Origin of the sequence: Streptococcus sanguinis, assembly GCA_013378335.1 — a bacterium.
GTDB classification, from domain to species: Bacteria; Bacillota; Bacilli; order Lactobacillales; family Streptococcaceae; genus Streptococcus; species Streptococcus sanguinis_I.
On sequence record CP040556.1, the window covers coordinates 155,104 to 172,076 of the forward strand.

Annotated in this window: 15 protein-coding genes and 2 pseudogenes; 16 read left to right on the forward strand and 1 reads right to left on the reverse strand. The window is 42.3% G+C overall.

Annotation, left to right across the window (positions count from 1 at the left end; genetic code table 11):
• Positions 1 to 34 precede the first annotated feature (34 nt).
• From FFV08_00875 to FFV08_00930, 12 genes and pseudogenes are all read left to right on the forward strand, one after another.
• On the forward strand, positions 35 to 1,837 hold the full coding sequence (locus tag FFV08_00875; GenBank protein ID QLB51363.1) for a polysaccharide biosynthesis protein: 1,803 nt from the start codon (positions 35 to 37) through the stop codon (positions 1,835 to 1,837).
• 15 nt (positions 1,838 to 1,852) lie between these two features.
• Positions 1,853 to 2,458 (forward strand): sugar transferase, encoded by a 606-nt coding sequence (locus tag FFV08_00880; GenBank protein ID QLB51364.1) that lies wholly within the window; start codon positions 1,853 to 1,855, stop codon positions 2,456 to 2,458.
• Positions 2,459 to 2,464: 6 nt separating this feature from the next.
• Positions 2,465 to 3,325 carry an NAD-dependent epimerase/dehydratase family protein gene (locus FFV08_00885; GenBank protein ID QLB51365.1) on the forward strand — a complete coding sequence of 287 codons (861 nt, stop codon included), beginning with the start codon at positions 2,465 to 2,467 and terminating at the stop codon, positions 3,323 to 3,325.
• Between the two features lie 25 nt (positions 3,326 to 3,350).
• Positions 3,351 to 4,169: a glycosyltransferase gene (locus tag FFV08_00890; GenBank protein QLB51366.1), complete on the forward strand. Its 819-nt coding sequence runs from the start codon at positions 3,351 to 3,353 to the stop codon at positions 4,167 to 4,169.
• 91 nt (positions 4,170 to 4,260) lie between these two features.
• Positions 4,261 to 5,220, forward strand: coding sequence for a glycosyltransferase family 2 protein (locus tag FFV08_00895; GenBank protein QLB51367.1), 960 nt, complete (start codon positions 4,261 to 4,263; stop codon positions 5,218 to 5,220).
• 5 nt (positions 5,221 to 5,225) lie between these two features.
• On the forward strand, positions 5,226 to 6,149 hold the full coding sequence (locus FFV08_00900) for a LicD family protein (GenBank protein ID QLB51368.1): 924 nt from the start codon (positions 5,226 to 5,228) through the stop codon (positions 6,147 to 6,149).
• Complete coding sequence (locus FFV08_00905; GenBank protein ID QLB51369.1) at positions 6,149 to 7,474, forward strand: oligosaccharide repeat unit polymerase; 1,326 nt, start codon at positions 6,149 to 6,151, stop codon at positions 7,472 to 7,474. Before FFV08_00900 ends, FFV08_00905 begins: the two co-directional genes overlap by 1 nt.
• A complete protein-coding gene (gene ispD, locus FFV08_00910; GenBank protein QLB51370.1) occupies positions 7,471 to 8,193 on the forward strand; it encodes a 2-C-methyl-D-erythritol 4-phosphate cytidylyltransferase in 723 nt (240 codons plus the stop codon). The genes FFV08_00905 and ispD overlap by 4 nt, the downstream gene beginning before the upstream one ends.
• Before the next feature lies 1 nt (position 8,194).
• A complete protein-coding gene (locus FFV08_00915) occupies positions 8,195 to 9,259 on the forward strand; it encodes an NAD-dependent epimerase/dehydratase family protein (protein QLB53251.1) in 1,065 nt (354 codons plus the stop codon).
• 10 nt (positions 9,260 to 9,269) lie between these two features.
• Positions 9,270 to 10,679, forward strand: coding sequence for a hypothetical protein (locus tag FFV08_00920; protein QLB51371.1), 1,410 nt, complete (start codon positions 9,270 to 9,272; stop codon positions 10,677 to 10,679).
• A gap of 4 nt (positions 10,680 to 10,683) precedes the next feature.
• Positions 10,684 to 10,749: pseudogene (locus FFV08_00925) on the forward strand (NUDIX hydrolase).
• 234 nt (positions 10,750 to 10,983) lie between these two features.
• Positions 10,984 to 11,958 carry an acyltransferase gene (locus FFV08_00930; GenBank protein QLB51372.1) on the forward strand — a complete coding sequence of 325 codons (975 nt, stop codon included), beginning with the start codon at positions 10,984 to 10,986 and terminating at the stop codon, positions 11,956 to 11,958.
• Between the two features lie 272 nt (positions 11,959 to 12,230).
• Here the strand turns inward: FFV08_00930 and FFV08_00935 are convergent, their stop codons facing one another.
• Positions 12,231 to 13,127 carry an RluA family pseudouridine synthase gene (locus tag FFV08_00935; GenBank protein QLB51373.1) on the reverse strand — a complete coding sequence of 299 codons (897 nt, stop codon included), beginning with the start codon at positions 13,125 to 13,127 and terminating at the stop codon, positions 12,231 to 12,233.
• Positions 13,128 to 13,279: 152 nt separating this feature from the next.
• On the opposite strand from FFV08_00935, the pseudogene FFV08_00940 reads away from it, so the two are divergent.
• The 4 genes and pseudogenes from FFV08_00940 to nusG all read left to right on the forward strand — a co-directional run bounded on the left by FFV08_00940 (position 13,280) and on the right by nusG (position 16,713).
• Positions 13,280 to 15,507, forward strand: a pseudogene (locus FFV08_00940) (PBP1A family penicillin-binding protein).
• A 68-nt stretch (positions 15,508 to 15,575) separates the two neighbouring features.
• Positions 15,576 to 15,728, forward strand: a complete 153-nt coding sequence (gene rpmG, locus FFV08_00945) for a 50S ribosomal protein L33 (GenBank protein ID QLB51374.1) — start codon at positions 15,576 to 15,578, stop codon at positions 15,726 to 15,728.
• Between the two features lie 9 nt (positions 15,729 to 15,737).
• Positions 15,738 to 15,917, forward strand: coding sequence for a preprotein translocase subunit SecE (secE, locus tag FFV08_00950; GenBank protein QLB51375.1), 180 nt, complete (start codon positions 15,738 to 15,740; stop codon positions 15,915 to 15,917).
• Between the two features lie 259 nt (positions 15,918 to 16,176).
• A complete protein-coding gene (nusG, locus tag FFV08_00955) occupies positions 16,177 to 16,713 on the forward strand; it encodes a transcription termination/antitermination protein NusG (GenBank protein ID QLB51376.1) in 537 nt (178 codons plus the stop codon).
• Positions 16,714 to 16,973: the final 260 nt, after the last annotated feature.

Below are 16,973 nucleotides of genomic sequence, written 5' to 3' on the forward strand. Positions count from 1 at the left end.
TAAAGAGTTTTAGGATAATTGGGAGATTAGGAACATGACAAGAGCGAGAAAAAGAGTCATATTAATTATTGTTGATATTATTTTGCTCAGTATAAGTCAGGGGATTTCAAAATTCTTCTTAGCAAAATATGTCGGGATAACGGATTTGTCTTTTATCTCTATTTTAATGGGGATTATTGTATTGTATTTGACATTTGCAACACTGTCGAATGTCTTTTCTACCATTACAAGGTATACAGATTACAAAACAATGTTTCGAGTAGGGGGCTCAATTTGGGGAGCTTACTCGATTGTATACATTGTAGAGAAAATTTTTTATGAATCCACAAACAGTAGATATATTGTTCTTTCTATGCTGCTATCGTTTTTATTGGTTATTGCTTCAAGGCTGACTTGGCGGGAGATTCATGAATTCGTGCAGCACCCTTCAGCTTTACTGGGTAAGAAAGTAGATGGGACAAAGACCCTTGTTGTTGGTTCAGGGGATGGTGCTAGTCTCTTTATCAAGACGGCCCAGCAAAAATCAAAAGATTTGAAGATAGTCGCGATTGTGGATGATGATAAGAATAAGCAAAATACGTATCTTCATGGAGTAAAAGTTGTAGGAACAACCGATCAGATACCTGAAATTGTAGGGAATTATGAAGTTGAACAAATTGTCATTGCCATTCCTTCGTTGGCTCCGGATGATTACGAGCGAATCGTAGAGTACTGCCAACAGACGGAGGTCAAGGTCAATGCCATGCCTAAGTATGAACAGGTGATTACGGGGAAATTATCTGTCAGCAAACTTCAGGAAATTGATATTGCAGATCTGTTAGGACGTAAAGAAGTTAAGCTGGATCAGCAAAGTTTGAAGTCCAATATTAAATGCAAGACAGTACTAGTTACGGGGGCCGGTGGGTCAATCGGCTCGGAACTTTGCCGTCAGATTGCTCAATTCTGCCCAGCTAGGCTACTGCTTCTAGGTCATGGAGAAAATTCCATTTATTTGATTCATAAGGAGCTGTCAAGCCGTTATAAAGATGATATTGAGTTGATTCCAATCATTGCGGATATTCAAGATAGAGAGAGGATTTTCCATATTATGGAAACCTATCGCCCTGATCGAGTGTATCATGCAGCGGCTCATAAACATGTTCCTTTGATGGAGTACAATCCGACAGAAGCGGTCAAAAACAATATCTATGGTACACGAAATGTAGCAGAAGCAGCAAAGGCAGCTGGTGTCGCGAAATTTGTCATGATTTCTACAGATAAGGCAGTCAACCCGCCTAATGTTATGGGGGCAACTAAGCGTGTGGCCGAAATGGTCGTGACCAGTTTAAATGAAGAAGGAAAGACTCTTTTCTCAGCTGTCCGCTTTGGGAATGTTTTGGGCAGCCGAGGTAGTGTTGTTCCTTTGTTCAAGGAGCAGATTGCCAAGGGAGGTCCTATAACCGTGACGGACTTTCGAATGACACGCTATTTCATGACGATACCAGAAGCCAGCCGCTTGGTGATTCAGGCTGGGGCCTTGATGCAAGGGGGAGAGGTTTTTGTCTTGGATATGGGCGAGCCTGTGAAAATTTTGGACCTAGCTAAAAAGATGATTACGCTTAGTGGCCATACTGAAGAGGAGATTCAGATTCAGGAAGCAGGCATTCGACCGGGTGAAAAGCTTTATGAAGAGCTATTGTCCGCCAAGGAAAAGGTCAATGATCAAGTCTATGAAAAGATTTTTGTAGGAAATGTTCAGTCGTTGCCCAAGACCGAGGTAGATTCCTATGTGAACTCTCTTCTGTCTCTTGGTGCAAATGACCTCAAGGATAGCCTGGTAAAGTTTGCACAGCAATAAGTTTTTAGGATAATCATGTATAAATTTTTTAAACGAACATTAGATATAGTCTTGTCATTCTTAGGAATGATTGCCTTATCACCGTTTTTTCTGCTTCTAGTACTCGCTATTAAATTGGATTCAAAAGGACCAGTTTTGTTCAAACAGAAGCGGATCGGTCTGCATAAGAAACACTTCTATATTTTGAAATTCAGAACGATGCGAATTGACACACCTAAGGATACTCCAACTCATTTGCTGGAAAATCCTGAGCAATGGATTACAAAGGTTGGGAAATTTATAAGGAAGACATCTCTGGATGAGTTACCTCAGATTTGGAATATTTTTGTGGGTGATATGAGTATCATAGGTCCAAGACCGGCTCTTTGGAATCAGTATGATTTGATTGAGGAGCGAGACCGCTATGGAGCAAATGATGTTTTGCCAGGTCTGACGGGATGGGCTCAGATTCACGGGCGAGATGAGTTGCCGATTGCCAAGAAAGCTGAATTGGACGGCTACTACGTCCAGCATTTGTCTTTTGGATTAGATGTCCGCTGTTTCTTTGGCACCATTAAGAGTGTGGCCAAGAGCGAAGGTGTTGTTGAAGGCGGCACGGGAAATATGGGAAAGAAAGATTAAAGGCTGATGAAAAGAATATTAATTACGGGAGAGGGTAGCTATATCGGCCGGAGCTTTAAGAGGTATGTTTCCTCACGGGAGGATGTTCAGGTTGATGAGCTGGACGTCCGCGGAGAGACCTGGAAGGAGAAAGATTTTTCGTCTTTTGATGTAATTTTGCATTTGGCGGCGATTGTCCATATCTCCAACCCATCAAAAGAGATGGAATCAGTATATAATCAAGTCAATACTCAGCTACCTTATGAATTGGCTCAAAAGGCTAAACGCGAAGGTGTCAAACAGTTTGTCTTTATGAGCAGTATGAGCGTCTATGGCGAAGTTTTGGGAGACCGGGTTATCACAAAAGACACGCAAGAAGGTCCTGATTCTTTTTATGGCAAAAGCAAACTAGCTGCTGAGAAACTTCTGAGGGAATTGGAGAGTGAAGATTTCAAATTGGCAGTTTTACGGCCGCCCATGGTTTATGGTCATCAAGCTAAGGGAAACTATAAGCGACTGTCAAAGTTGGCTCAGAAACTACCAGTCTTCCCTTTGGTTCAGAATGAACGTAGTATGATTTATATTGATAACCTTTGTGAGTTTATCAGACTGATTGTTCAGAATCAAGACAGCGGTATCTTCTATCCTCAAAATCAGGACTATGTCAATACCTCTCAGCTAGTCAAAGAAATAAAACGGACTCATGGCCAGAGAGTAGCCTTGCTGCCTGCATTTAACTGGATTTTAAAAAGATTGTCCCGCTATGTTTCGACTCTGAATAAGCTGTTTTCAGACTTAACTTATGAAAAAGAGATGTCTAGCTATCCTCAGTCTTATCAGGTGGCAGATTTTAGGAGATCTATTGAGAGGACGGAGAAGGGAAACTAGTTTAGGATGAATGGGGGGATTGTTAGTGAAGTTTTCGGTATTGATGTCTGTCTATCAGAAGGAGAATCCGGATTTCTTAAGGAAGAGCCTAAATAGCGTTCTTATAGAGCAGAGCCGCAAGCCAGATGAGCTTGTCCTTGTAGAGGATGGGCCGCTGACAGAAGAGCTGTATCAGACGATTCAAGATTTCAAGGAAAAATTTCCAGAGATGAAAGTTCTACCCTTAAAGGAAAATGTCGGATTGGGAGAAGCTTTGCATCGGGGAGTTGAGGCTTGCTCTTATGACTGGATTGCTAGAATGGATACAGATGACATTGCGACACCGGACCGTTTCCAGCAACAAGTGGACTATATTGAGCAGCATCCGCAGTTAGATGTTTTGGGTGGCAATATCATAGAATTTGACACGGAACCAGATCAAATAGTGGCAGAGAAACAAATGCCGCTCTCCCATGAAGAGATTATCAAAAGGTTGCAGCGGAGAAATCCTTTCTGTCACATGACAGTATTTTTCAAGAAATCATCTGTTTTAAAAGCAGGCAATTACAAGCCCTTGCCTTTAGTGGAAGACTATTATCTTTGGGCGAGAATGGCTGCTCAGGGCTGTCGTTTCGCCAATCTTAATCGGGTCTTGGTTTATGCTCGCGTCGGAAACGGCATGCATACGAGAAGAAGCCAGACAGAGCAGATTGCCAGCTGGAAAGTAGTCAATACTTTTTTGCTGGCACATGGTATGTTGAACCGAGGGCAATATTATCAAAATATGTTGATGATTCGCGCTTTTGTGGGAACGCCTATTTGGATAAAAGCCTTTATTTATAAGTATCTGCTTAGAAGAAAGTAATCTTCTTTACAGACAGAGCAGTCTAGCTTAGACAGGGAGAAAGCTAGAAGTTAGGGGGATATAGGATGAAAAGTTTAGGAAGGAGGGAGAAATGATTTCTGTCGTGATGGCGACCTATAATGGGGCGGATTTTATTTTGGAGCAACTAGACTCTATCCGCACTCAAAAGCTGAAGCCTGATCAGGTCATTATCTGTGATGACTGTTCGACAAATCAGACAGTGGCGCTAATCAAGGATTACATCACCAAGCATCAACTGACTGATTGGCAGCTGATTGAAAATCAGGAAAATTTGGGTCATTATCGAACTTTTATAAAATTAGCGAGTTTGGCTGAGCACGATATTGTTTTTTTCGCTGATCAGGATGATAAATGGCTACCTGATAAAACAGCTGCCTTGCAGAAAGTACTGTTAGAAACAGGTGCTGCTATGGTGTATGGCCAGTCTTACTTGATTGATCAAAATGGTCAGGTCATCAAGGAGCCCAAGGTTTCAGGAGAAAGTCGAGAAAGAGATCTAGCTTGGCTTCTGAAAAAATGGCCGTCAGGTTATCAGACAGCTTTTAGAAAGTCGGTACTGACGGATATTTTGCAGCAGCAGTATACGGATTATCCTGGATTTGATTATCATGATGTTTTATTTGGCATGCTGGCTCCATTGTATGGAAAAGTTGTTTGCTTGGACCAGCTTCTAGATCAGCATCGCATTCATCAGGCGAATGTAACCCAGTCTGCGTCGTCGCTCAGTTTTAACAAAACAAGGTTATCTAGGATTAACTATTTACAGAAGGTCATCAGTCGCTATGAGTCTGTGAAAAAAATCGCAGAAGAACGACAGATTTCTGAGGCGGACCATCGCCAGATTGATAGGGCTTTGGCCTTGACCAATCTTAGACTGAAATTATTACAGTCTAGAAATCCATTTTGGGCTTTGGGCCTAATGTTTCAAATAAGGGAGTATCGAACGATAAAAGATTTCATCAGTGATTTGGTATACACCTATTCACTGAATGGACTTGCTAGGAGATTATTGAAAAAGTTTGGGAGGTAAGAAAAATGAGAGGAACCAGTAAGATTGAATGGGAGTTGGCTTTGGGAGAACGCTTCAGCCCCATGTATCAGAAAATTACGGATGATAAATTAAAGGTTTTGCAAAAAGCCTATTTACAAATGTATAAAAAATTTGATGCAGAGTGTCGTCGGCATCATATTCATTCCTATATGGTTGCAGGGACCTTGATTGGTTCTTTGCGACATGGGGGCTATATCCCTTGGGACGATGATATCGACTTAGTGATGTTCCGAGAGGACTACAATCGTCTGCAGGAAATCTTTGCGGACAGCGAGGACTTCGAGCTGATCTCTCCTGCGGATGCGACAGACAGTGTCTTTAAGGTTCTAAAGCTGCAGAGCAAGTCACTGACCTACTATGATGTTTTGGGAGAAGGTTTCAGTAAAAAGAAACATCTTTATCTTGATATGCTGCCAATTGACTTTGTCCCAGAGAATAACATGCTTCGCAAGCTCAAGGGTCTTCTATTCAGAGCCTTGGATTTATCACACAACAGCTCGCGCTGCTATACGAAGTTTACTCCGCATCTGACCTATATGGCTAAAGAATCCAAAGAACTCAGACAAAATCTTTGGATCAGAAGACTGATAGGCTTCCCTTCTTTTATCATGGGGCCGGCTAATATGTATAAGTTGATGGAAAAACTCATCCAGTCTAATAAGAAGACTTCAAAAATAACAATTGCTTATGGTGTAAAAGGCTATTTGGGAGAGACTATTGACTATGAAAGTTTCTATCCAGCTAAGAAGTATTCCTTTGAAGGCTATGAGTTCGATGGACCTAATGATGCGGACAAGTATCTGACTAATCGCTACGGTGATTACATGACACCGCCTGAAAAAAAAGAACAGACAGAACGTCATGTCAGACTGAGAGATAATTGGGTTGAATTAATAGAAGGAAGATAATGGTTTTTTTACTGATTTTGGGTGGCCTTTTCCTATTGTTTTTGACAATCAAAATAGTAGGAAGAGACTATGCTAACCCGGCTTTTATATATCTGGCAATATGGATGATAGCAAGCATTTTTACTGCATTTTATTCATCCAAATGGGGAGAGGGACTTTCTCTGATAACGGTCACTGTTATCTTTGTTGGAAATGCCATTTTTTTAATGGGAGTCCTGTTGTCATCGAATTTGTTTGCTGAGAGGAAGTTGGACGCCAAACCTAGTCAAATAAAGGTGAGTAATTTTTTCATTATTTTAGTTCTCTTATTTTTGGCTTATGCGGTCAGATTTATTTATTCCGATTTGCTTTACTTGGCGGCGCAGAGTAAGCAGGTACCGGGGGGATTGTTTAAAACCATTGAATTGGCTCGGCATATGACTACAAATTATGATTTCTCTCTTAGTCGTCTTAGCCTTAATTTGTTGCGGGTTAACTTTTCCTTAGGAATTGTTTTCTTCTACTTTTTCTGCGAGTCTCTTTTTTCGGGAAAAGATGGCATTTTTTACAAGGGCAAGTTACTGCTGGTTAGTCTGATTTCTTTAGGTATTTCCCTCTTGTCCACCGGACGTACGGAGTTGCTGGGCTTGGTTGCAGGCTATGCTATTGTGTATATGCTGTTTTTCTCGAAGTATTATTCGTGGAGAGACAGCAGGTACGGTGTGAAGCTTTTTCGCTCTTTGCTGATAATTGGCTTTGTATTCCTTGTCTTATTCATGGCGGTTGGAACCTTTGTTCTCAATCGAGTGGATAGTCGGGCAGAGTTCGGAATTTTGGATAATTTGGTTAAATATATGGGTTCACCTATTCAGGCTTTAGACTATTATCTGAAAAATCCTACTCTTTATAGCGATAATCAAGTCTTTGGAGAAAATACTCTTATTGCTATCTATGGAACTTTGAAATCCCTCGGTCTGTCTAGCCATGAGCTGACACCTTTCTTGCCTGTTGTTCATTTCAACGACGATAAAACCAATGTTTACACAATTTATTACTACTTTATCAAGGATTTTGGCTATTTCTCAGTCCTTATCTTTCAGCTTTTATATGGCTTCTTTTACGGAAGTTTCTACTATTCTATCAAAAAACGCTATTTCACCCCGCTAAAGGTTATTGTTTTCGCTTTGTTTGCGTATCCTTTGGTCATTTCATTCTTTCAGGAAACGTTGCTGTCATTGCTGACAACCCATATTAATCGGATTATCTATGCTTTTGTGATTTATATGGCAGCTGATTTACTGAGTAGAGTACGATTTACAACGAGAGGAAGGAAAGTATCGGTATGACGACATCAGCTCTGATATTCGCAGGCGGCACAGGCAGCCGCATGAATACCAAGACCTTACCCAAGCAGTTTTTAGAGTTGCACGGTAAGCCTATTATTATTCATACGATTGAGCACTTTGAAGACCATCCGGCAGTATCGGACATTGTGGTTGTCTGTGTAGACGGCTGGCTGGACTACTGCAGAGATTTATTAGCTCGATTCAATATTAAAAAAGTCAGTCAAGTGGTTCCTGGTGGAGAGACTGGCCAAATGTCTATTTTTAATGGTCTATCTGTCTTACGGGAAAAGTACAAGAACGATGACGACTATGTGTTGATTCATGATGGTGTTCGCCCCTTGATTGACGGGGGAATTATTTCTAAAAATATTGAAGCAGCCAAAAAGTATGGGGCAGCTATTACGGTTAAGCCGGTTATCGAAACAGTTATTCAGGTCGATGAGGCGGATGTTATTAATCAGGTTATCGAGCGTTCCACTTGTCAGACAGCTGTCGCCCCTCAAACTTTTTCGCTTTCGAAGATTCACTCCCTGCATTTAAAAGCTCAGGCAGAGAATCAGTTTGATATGACGGATTCTGCGACACTGGCTCGTTATTTTGGACTCCCTCTGCATACAGTCATGGGGGGCAGCGAAAATATCAAAATTACGACTCCGTCTGATTTTTATATTTTTAGAGCGATTTACGAAGCGCGCGAAAATGCACAAATTTTTGGTTAATATGGGAAATAATACGATTTTACAAAAGGATATGGAAGACCTAGCTGCTGTCAGTCCTATTCTCAGAGAACTGAGAAATGTTACAGTCTTGGTAACTGGAGCAACTGGGCTTATAGGCAGACACTGTATTTCCGCTTTGATGGCTTTAAATGATTTGTACCAAGCTAATGTCAGAGTAGTGGCCTTAGCACGAAATCAGAAAAAAGCGGAAGATCTATTTCAAGATTTTTTACATAGTGAGAATCTGAAGCTAGTGTATGCTGACTTGCTGTCAGATTGGCAGATAGAGGAGGATTTGGACTATATTATCCATGGAGCCAGTGCGACGGACTCCTCTTTTTTCGTTGAGCATCCTGTGGAGACAATTGATCTAGCCGTAAATGGAACGAAAAAACTGCTGGAGCTGGCTAAAAATAAGCAGGTTCACAGTATGGTCTATCTCTCTTCTCTGGAAGTCTATGGGACGACAAATCCTGATGCTTCCAGCATTAGCGAGAAAGATTATGGTTATTTGGATCCAACCAGTGTCCGTAGTAGTTATTCGGAAAGCAAGCGCATGGCAGAGTCCTTGTGTGTAGGTTATTGTCATCAGTATCAGGTGCCAGTGAAAATGGCTCGTTTGTCACAAACCTTTGGCCCAGGTGTGAGCTATGAAGACAACAGAGTTTTTGCGCAGTTTGCGCGTGCTATCCTTGAAAAGAAAGATATTGTTCTCCGGACTAAAGGGGAAACTGTTCGGAACTACTGCTATACCAAAGATGCTATTGAAGCCATTTTTTACATTCTGCTGAAAGGCCAAGCAGGTCAAGCATATAATGTCGCCAATAAAGAGACGGCTATTTCTATCCGTGAGATGGCGGAAATGGTTATTGAACTAAGTGGTAGCAATGAAACGAAGTTGGTCTTTGATTTTGCAGAGGATGTGGAAAAGCTAGGATATAATCCGACAGTTAAGATTCGTCTCAATACGGACAAGCTTGAAAGTTTGGGCTGGCAAGCTCATACTGATTTAGAAACTATGTTTTCACGTTTGATTGAGAGCATGGCAGCAGATAGGAAGAAATAGGAGGGCAAATTTGTCTGGTGGATTTAAAAAAATAGTAGCTAATTTTTCCTATGTCGTTTTGTCCAATTTGCTGACAGTAATAGTTTCTTCTCTGGTTGTCTTGATTTTGCCTAAGATTATGGGTGTAGAGGAGTATGGATACTGGCAACTCTATATTTTCTATTTATCCTATGCCGGTTTTGTTCATCTGGGTTGGGTGGATGGAATCTACCTTCGCTACGGTGGTTTGGAGTATGCGGATCTGGATAAAGAAAAGTTTTTCTCTCAGTTTCTCATGCTTTTGATTTATCTGACAGGGATTGGGATTTTATTTTTATTAGGGATTTCTGCCTTTATTAGAGATGATAGCAGTCGGTTTGTTTTTACACTTTTGGTTTATACCATGTTGGTCACCAATCTGCGCTTTCTCTTTGTTTACGTTTTGCAGATGACTAATCGACTAAAGGAGAGTTCCTATGTTGTCAGTGGAGACCGACTCCTCTATTTACTGCTTTTACTGGTCTTTATTTTCGTGGGTTTTCGAGATTTCAAGATTATGGTCTATGCAGATTTGATTGGTAGAGTTGTTTCTCTTTTTTATGCCATGTATCTGTGCCGAGATATGGCTCTGCAACCTCTCAATCAGTTTAAGCTTGATATACGGGAAACGGTTCGCGATATTGCTGTTGGGATCAATCTGATGCTATCAAATGTAGCCAGTATGCTCATTATCGGGACCGTTCGAATGGGGATTCAAAAGGTATGGAACATTGCTACATTTGGGAAAGTATCCTTGACCCTGAGCATTTCCAATTTGCTTATGACCTTTATAAACGCTATTGGTTTGGTCATCTTTCCGATTTTGAAACGGACGGACGAAAGCAAGTTACCTAAGATTTACAATCAGTTGCGGAATGTCCTTATGGTTCTTATGTTTGGCGTGCTTTTGCTGTATTATCCCCTGAAAATAGTTTTGGACAGCTGGCTACCAGCTTACAGAGAGTCCTTGATATTTATGGCTCTAGTCTTTCCTATGTCTGTCTATGAGGGAAAAATGGCTCTGCTTATCAATACCTACTTAAAAGCTTTGCGAATGGAGAGGCAGATTTTTAAAGTAAATGTTATTGCCATGCTCTTAAGCTTTGCTACTACCTTGATTTTTGCAGTTTTTCTGCGCAATCTGAATGCTACAGTGCTGTCTATCGTACTGCTACTGGCGACTAGGAGTATATTGGCAGAGTTAATCTTAGCCAAGAGGATGCAAATCGAGGTCGTCAAAGATATCTGGGTTGAGTTGCTAATGACACTTGTATTTATTGCTTCGAATTGGTTTTTATCAGTTTATCTTGCTGCGGCAGCCTACGGTTTTGTCTATCTGACCTACAGCATTTACAAATACCAAAATTTAAAAGGCCTGCTCCAGCAATTGCGGACTCGTTGATGCTGAGAGTGGGACAGAAATCGGTAATTCGTTAGAATTCGATTTCGTCGTCCTACCTCCGCATAGTTGAGTAGGGCTGTAAAAGCTGATGAAATCAGCGTAATAGAGCCCACTCAACCACTGCGTCTTGCTCGACAATCCAAAGACAATTGAGAGGCTAGGACTTTTGTCCCAGCCTCATCTAAATGCTAAGCCCTGTCTGGGCTTTTTATATGCACTCCCCTGTCATCAATTGATATGTTTTTTAATGGGCGTGTAATCTGGTCTTGATGAGCTGTAATAATAAACATGCTATAATGTCCGCATGAAGACTGAAAACACAACTTTGCACGCTTTTAAGGCCCTGGCTTGCTTTAGTATTGTTTCCTTACACTTTTTGCTGCCGGGGCAATTTGGCGTTTTTTATCAAATTGTGGCCCGCTTTGCAGTTCCCTTTTTCATGATGCTGTCGGGCTATTTTTCTTTTAATATTTCCAGAGATAAGGTCAAGTATCGTCTCAAGCAGATGCTCCTTTTGACAGCTGCCAGTCTGATGTTTTACACGATTGTGCATTTTGTCAACCTAGTGCTGACCAAAGAGTTAACAGAAAAGATGGCAGCGATAGACCTGTCTGATTTTGCGGACTTTTTCCTCTTTAACAGTCCCAGAGACTTGATTGGCTCGGCTGCTACACCGACCTGGTATTTGCTGGCTATTTCTTATATCTACACGCTTTATCTGGTTTTTTATAAGCATTTTTACCGCTTAACCAGCTTTGGTGTGTCTCTGTTCTTGTTGGTTCTGGCCTTTTGCATTGAGTTCAATATTAGTGGCACCCTGTACTACCGAAATTTCCTGTTTATGGGTCTTCCCTTTTTCATTCTAGGAATGCAGTTTGCTAAGCATCGGGCTCGGATTTTAGCCTACGACTTGTCGTCTGTCAGGAAATGGGCGATCGGTCTAGGAATAGCAGGCTTGATTTTACTTGAGTACTGTTTCATGGGTACGGAATATGACCTCTATCCTAGTACCCTTTTGTCATCTAGTGCAATTTTCCTCTATGCGGTCAGAAATGGGTCCGATATTGATATTCCGATTTTGAATAATATCGCCAAGAGATATGCCACCATGATTTATATCATTCATCCTTTCATTATCTTCATTTTCAGGTCGATAATGCCTCGGAATAGCATTTATAGTTTTGGCTTTTTTATCATTTTCTTACTATCTTACTTGCTAAGCATAGCTTTTCAGAAAGCCATCAAACCCAGGCTTCTCAGTGCGCTTCCAGCTCAGTGATGTAAGCTAGCAGAGCTTATCCTCGCATTCACTCCAAACCAAAAGAGAGTGGGACAGAAATCGGGAATTCGTTAGAATTCGATTTCGTCGTCCCACCTCCGCACAGTTGAGTAGGGCTGTAAAAGCTGATGAAATCAGCGTAGTAGAGCCCACTCAACCACTGCGTCTTGCTCGACGATCCAAAGACAATTGAGAGGCTAGGACTTTTGTCTCAGCCTCTTTTCGTGGTTTATCTAGGATAAGGTTACAGTCTATCTCTCAGAGTAGAGCTTTTATGATTTCAGGCTGCTTAAGACCTTTTCAAAGCTGTCGGAGCGAGCCTCGACAGTGATTTTTCCCAGGGTAAAAGGATGGGTGAAGGTCAGTCGATGGGCGTGGAGCATAAGTCGCCCTTGGGGTTGCGGATGATAGAGGGGGTCGCCGACCAGAGGGTGTCCGTGGTGAGCCAGATGGACACGGATCTGATGGGTGCGGCCAGTCTTGAGTTGGCATTTGACCAAGGCAGCCTGCCCAAACTGCTTGAGCCTAGTCACATGAGTCTCTGCAAAGAGTCCTTTTCGTGGGTCGACCAGCCGTTTCCTACGATCATGGCGGTCGCGGCCAATCTTGTCTTTATAGATAAGCTTTTTGCTTGGGAACTTGCCTTGGACCAGAGCCCAATATTCACGACTGATTTCTCGCTTTTCCAGCAACCGATTGAGGATGGGCAGGACAAAGGGATTCTTGGCGAAGAGGACAGCACCGCTAGTCTCCTTATCCAGCCGGTGGACGACATAGCAGGTCTCACCGACATAAGCCGAAACATGATTGAGCAGGGCTAGCTCAGTCGGCTCATTGGCGTGGGTTTTCATACCCTCGGGTTTATTGACGATAATGAGGTGTTGGTCCTGGTAGAGCTCTTCTACGAGTTCAGGTTGGCCAAGCAAGATTGTCTTTTGAGGATAATCCTCCTCGTCAAATATCAGGCAGATGTCATCTCCGGGTTTGACTACAGTCTGCCAGTTGATAGCTAGACCGTTGACGGACACATGCTTCTTGGTCCGTAGAAAGTGCCGGATTTTTCGTGGAATGAGAAATTGTTCTTCCAGCAGCTTTTTGACTGTCATGGCAGGCAGTCCGTCTGGGATAGTCAGTGTAAATTTCATACATTTATTGTAGCAGAAAGCCAGAACTTTGGAAATAGGCAGTGTCGGATAAGACTTGCTGCAGAGACTTTTAAAAGGCTATTTAATATACTCTTTTTCTTAAAAATAACTAAAAATCAGACGGGAAATAGGGTACTTTCTTGTCTGCACTTAAATAAGGTGATAAAATAAGGTTTATGAAGAATTTAAAAGATTTGTTTGAAAAATTAGTAGATTATTTTACTATACAGAAACCTCAAAAAGAAGCAGCAGAGGAGGTGGAGCTGACAGAAGAGCAGGCCAAGTCTGGTCTCAGCCGTTCGGGCAAGACCAAAAAGAAACCTCTCTCTCAGCATCCTATCCGCCGTTTTTGGCGCAGGTTTCATCTGACTAAGATATTCCTGATTCTCGGTTTGACCTTTGGTCTGGTGGTCGGCGGCTATCTCTTTTATGTGGCTAAGACAACCAATGTCAAGGATTTGCAGAATGCCCTCAAAGCTACCACGTTCATCTTTGACAAGGATGGCAATGAAGCGGGAAGCCTGTCTGGCCAGAAAGGAACTTATGTCGAGCTGACCGAGATTAGCCAAGACTTGCAAAATGCTGTCATCGCGACAGAGGACCGAACTTTCTATGAGAATGGCGGGATTAACTACAGTCGGTTTATTCTGGCTATCCTGACAGCTGGTCGCTCGGGTGGGGTTCTACCATTACCCAGCAGCTGGCAAAAAATGCCTATCTGTCTCAGGACCAGACCATTGAGCGGAAAGCCAAGGAGTTTTTCCTGGCTCTGGAAATCAATAAGAAATACAGCAAGCAGGAAATCCTGACCATGTACCTCAATAACTCTTACTTTGGAAATGGGGTCTGGGGAGTGGAGGATGCCTCTAAGAAATATTTCGGAGTTTCGGCTAGCCAGCTCAGTCTGGACCAGTCGGCTGTTCTAGCTGGTATGCTCAAGGGACCAGAGATCTATAATCCGCTGTATTCGGTTGAAAATGCGACCAATCGCCGCGATACGGTGCTGCAAAACATGGTGGCTGCAGGCTTTATTGATCAGGGGACGGCCGACCAGGCTGCCGCTGTAGGAATTGGTGGTCAGCTGGTTGATGCTTATGCCGGTAAGTCAGAAGACTACCGCTATCCGTCCTATTTCGATGCGGTCATCAATGAAGCGGTCAATGACTACGGCTTGACAGAAGAAGAGATTGTTAATAATGGCTACCGAATTTACACGGAGTTGGATCAGAACTACCAAGCCAGCATGCAGGTTATTTATAGCAATGTCTCTCTCTTTCCTGTAGCAGAAGATGGCACCATGGCTGAATCAGGCAGTGTTGCTTTGGATCCAAAGACTGGCGGTGTGCGAGCGCTGGTTGGGCGAGTAAATAGTGCAGAAGGCTCGAGCTTCAGAAGTTTCAACTATGCAACCCAGTCCTCTCGTAGCCCTGGCTCTACTATCAAGCCTTTGGTTGCTTATAGTCCGGCCGTCGCTGCTGGTTGGCCGACGGATAAGGAGCTGGATAATACCAGAACCACCTTTGGCGACTATACCATCAACAACTACGGCAATATCCAAAGTTCACCTACAGTTCCAATGTATCAAGCCTTGGCAGAATCTCTGAACATTCCGGCTGTTTCAACTGTGGACGAGTTAGGCATTAACAAAGCCTTTGAGTACGGTAAAAAGTTTGGTCTGAATATGGACAAGGTTGATAAGACCTTGGGCGTGGCTCTAGGAAGCGGAGTTACAACCAATCCAATGCAGATGGCTCAGGCCTATTCAGTCTTTGCCAACGGCGGCGTGATGAATGATGCTCATCTCATTACAAAAATTGAAAATGCCAGTGGTCAGGTCGTCAAGACCCATCGCCAAACCTCTACCCGAGTTCTTAATAGCTCAACGACCGACAAGATGAACAGCATGATGCTGGGGACCTTCTCGAACGGTACAGGTATTTATGCGGCTCCGTATGGTTATACTATGGCTGGTAAGACCGGTACGACTGAAACGGACTTTAACCCAGATCTATCAGGCGACCAATGGGTCATTGGTTATACGCCGGATGTGGTTATCAGCCAGTGGCTAGGCTTTCCAAAAACTGACGAAACCCACTATCTGACTGGGACCAGCGCAAATGAAGCCTCGGCGGTTTTCCGAAATGTTGCCAACAGCATCCTGCCATATACAGAAGGAACTTCCTTTGAAGGGCAAAAGAATGCCTATGCTGCCAACGGTATTGCCCCTGTGGACACCTATGGTACCCAGGAAACGGGAACCACAACCGAAAATAAAGACTTCCTGCAGGACGTTCAGGACCGAGCTCAAAATCTAGTGGATGAAGCCAAGAAAGCCATTGATGACACTGGTATTCCTGAGAAAGCGAAAAATCTCTGGGATACTGTTACCAGCTGGTTTCAATAGGATTTAAAAGAACTGAACGACTTGTCAAAAGCATAGAATCCTGCTATAATAAGAAAGATGGAGGCGTTATGGCATTAAAAAAAGCGAGTCTAGCGTGTACAGTCTGCGGTTCTAGGAACTACTCGGTTAAGCTCAGTAGCACTCCAAAACCAACGCGTTTAGAAGTTAATAAATTTTGTAAGCATTGCAGTAAATATACGCTGCATAAAGAAACTAGATAGGAGATTGTTGTGAAATTCTTTAAAGATGTTTTTAAATTATTGAAAGATACAACTTGGCCTACCAGAAAAGAAAGATGGACAGATTTTATCTCTGTCATGGAATACACTGCATTCTTTGTGGTAATCATCTATATCTTTGACAAAGTAGTAGCAAGCGGTCTTTTCCAGATTCTGAATATTTTCTCTTAATAACTGAAGTAGAAATAGAGAAGAATCCTGCGGCAGCCATATTATTCAAATTCCCACCTATTGTGAGTAGGTGGGATTTTTGGTATATATCCTTATTTACTCCTTCCTTTATTTTTAAAAACATGAGGCAGAATTGCAAGGTTTTGATTTGTCTGGGAAATAGTTGATAAATTCCTTTGCATTTGAGGAAATTATGGTATAATAGGGCTAGAAAGAAGCAGAAGCCCACAGGCTTTTTTATTTAGGAAAGGATGAACTCATGGACAGTTTTGACAAAGGCTGGTTTGTATTGCAGACCTACTCAGGCTATGAAAACAAGGTAAAAGAAAATCTTTTGCAGCGCGCTCAGACTTATAATATGCTGGAAAATATCTTGCGCGTGGAAATCCCTACTCAGACCGTGCAAGTAGAGAAAAATGGCAAGACCAAGGAAATCGAAGAAAATCGCTTCCCTGGTTATGTTTTGGTGGAAATGGTAATGACAGACGAAGCCTGGTTTGTCGTGCGGAATACTCCGAATGTAACAGGATTTGTCGGTTCACACGGAAACCGCTCTAAACCAACGCCACTCTTGGAAGAAGAGATTCGCAACATTCTCATCTCCATGGGTCAAACAGTGCAGGAATTTGACTTGGATGTCAAGGTTGGGGATACTGTTCGTATCATAGATGGTGCCTTCACTGACTATACAGGTAAGATTACGGAAATTGATAATAACAAGGTCAAGATGATTATTTCCATGTTTGGCAATGACACGGTAGCTGAAGTTAATCTCAGCCAGATTGCAGAGCTTTAATTGACAAAGCAGGGAAAGCATTCACTGCTCTTGTCCAAAATAAAATCCAAGACGAAACGAGGTCTTGGATTTTTGTGTTTTTGGAACAATTACAAGATTACTTATCCTTAATGACAGAGTCAATAATGTCTTTGGTTTGTTTCATTTGATAAGTCGACATTACTCCAACGATTTGATTGTTCTGAGTAGAGAAACTAAACTGTTCGTCATTGGAATTTTTATAGACATAGGTTGTTTCGCGTTCTGAACGCATAATCATT

What these genes read in the sequence shown, in the direction of transcription:
- FFV08_00930 (QLB51372.1), top strand. Translation starts at nt 10,984, where the DNA reads ATGAAGACTGAAAACACAACTTTGCACGCTTTTAAGGCCCTGGCTTGC.
- FFV08_00905 (QLB51369.1), top strand. Translation starts at nt 6,149, where the DNA reads ATGGTTTTTTTACTGATTTTGGGTGGCCTTTTCCTATTGTTTTTGACA.
- FFV08_00900 (QLB51368.1), top strand. Translation starts at nt 5,226, where the DNA reads ATGAGAGGAACCAGTAAGATTGAATGGGAGTTGGCTTTGGGAGAACGC.
- FFV08_00895 (QLB51367.1), top strand. Translation starts at nt 4,261, where the DNA reads ATGATTTCTGTCGTGATGGCGACCTATAATGGGGCGGATTTTATTTTG.
- ispD (QLB51370.1), top strand. Translation starts at nt 7,471, where the DNA reads ATGACGACATCAGCTCTGATATTCGCAGGCGGCACAGGCAGCCGCATG.
- nusG (QLB51376.1), top strand. Translation starts at nt 16,177, where the DNA reads ATGGACAGTTTTGACAAAGGCTGGTTTGTATTGCAGACCTACTCAGGC.
- rpmG (QLB51374.1), top strand. Translation starts at nt 15,576, where the DNA reads ATGGCATTAAAAAAAGCGAGTCTAGCGTGTACAGTCTGCGGTTCTAGG.
- FFV08_00915 (QLB53251.1), top strand. Translation starts at nt 8,195, where the DNA reads ATGGGAAATAATACGATTTTACAAAAGGATATGGAAGACCTAGCTGCT.
- FFV08_00885 (QLB51365.1), top strand. Translation starts at nt 2,465, where the DNA reads ATGAAAAGAATATTAATTACGGGAGAGGGTAGCTATATCGGCCGGAGC.
- FFV08_00875 (QLB51363.1), top strand. Translation starts at nt 35, where the DNA reads ATGACAAGAGCGAGAAAAAGAGTCATATTAATTATTGTTGATATTATT.
- FFV08_00880 (QLB51364.1), top strand. Translation starts at nt 1,853, where the DNA reads ATGTATAAATTTTTTAAACGAACATTAGATATAGTCTTGTCATTCTTA.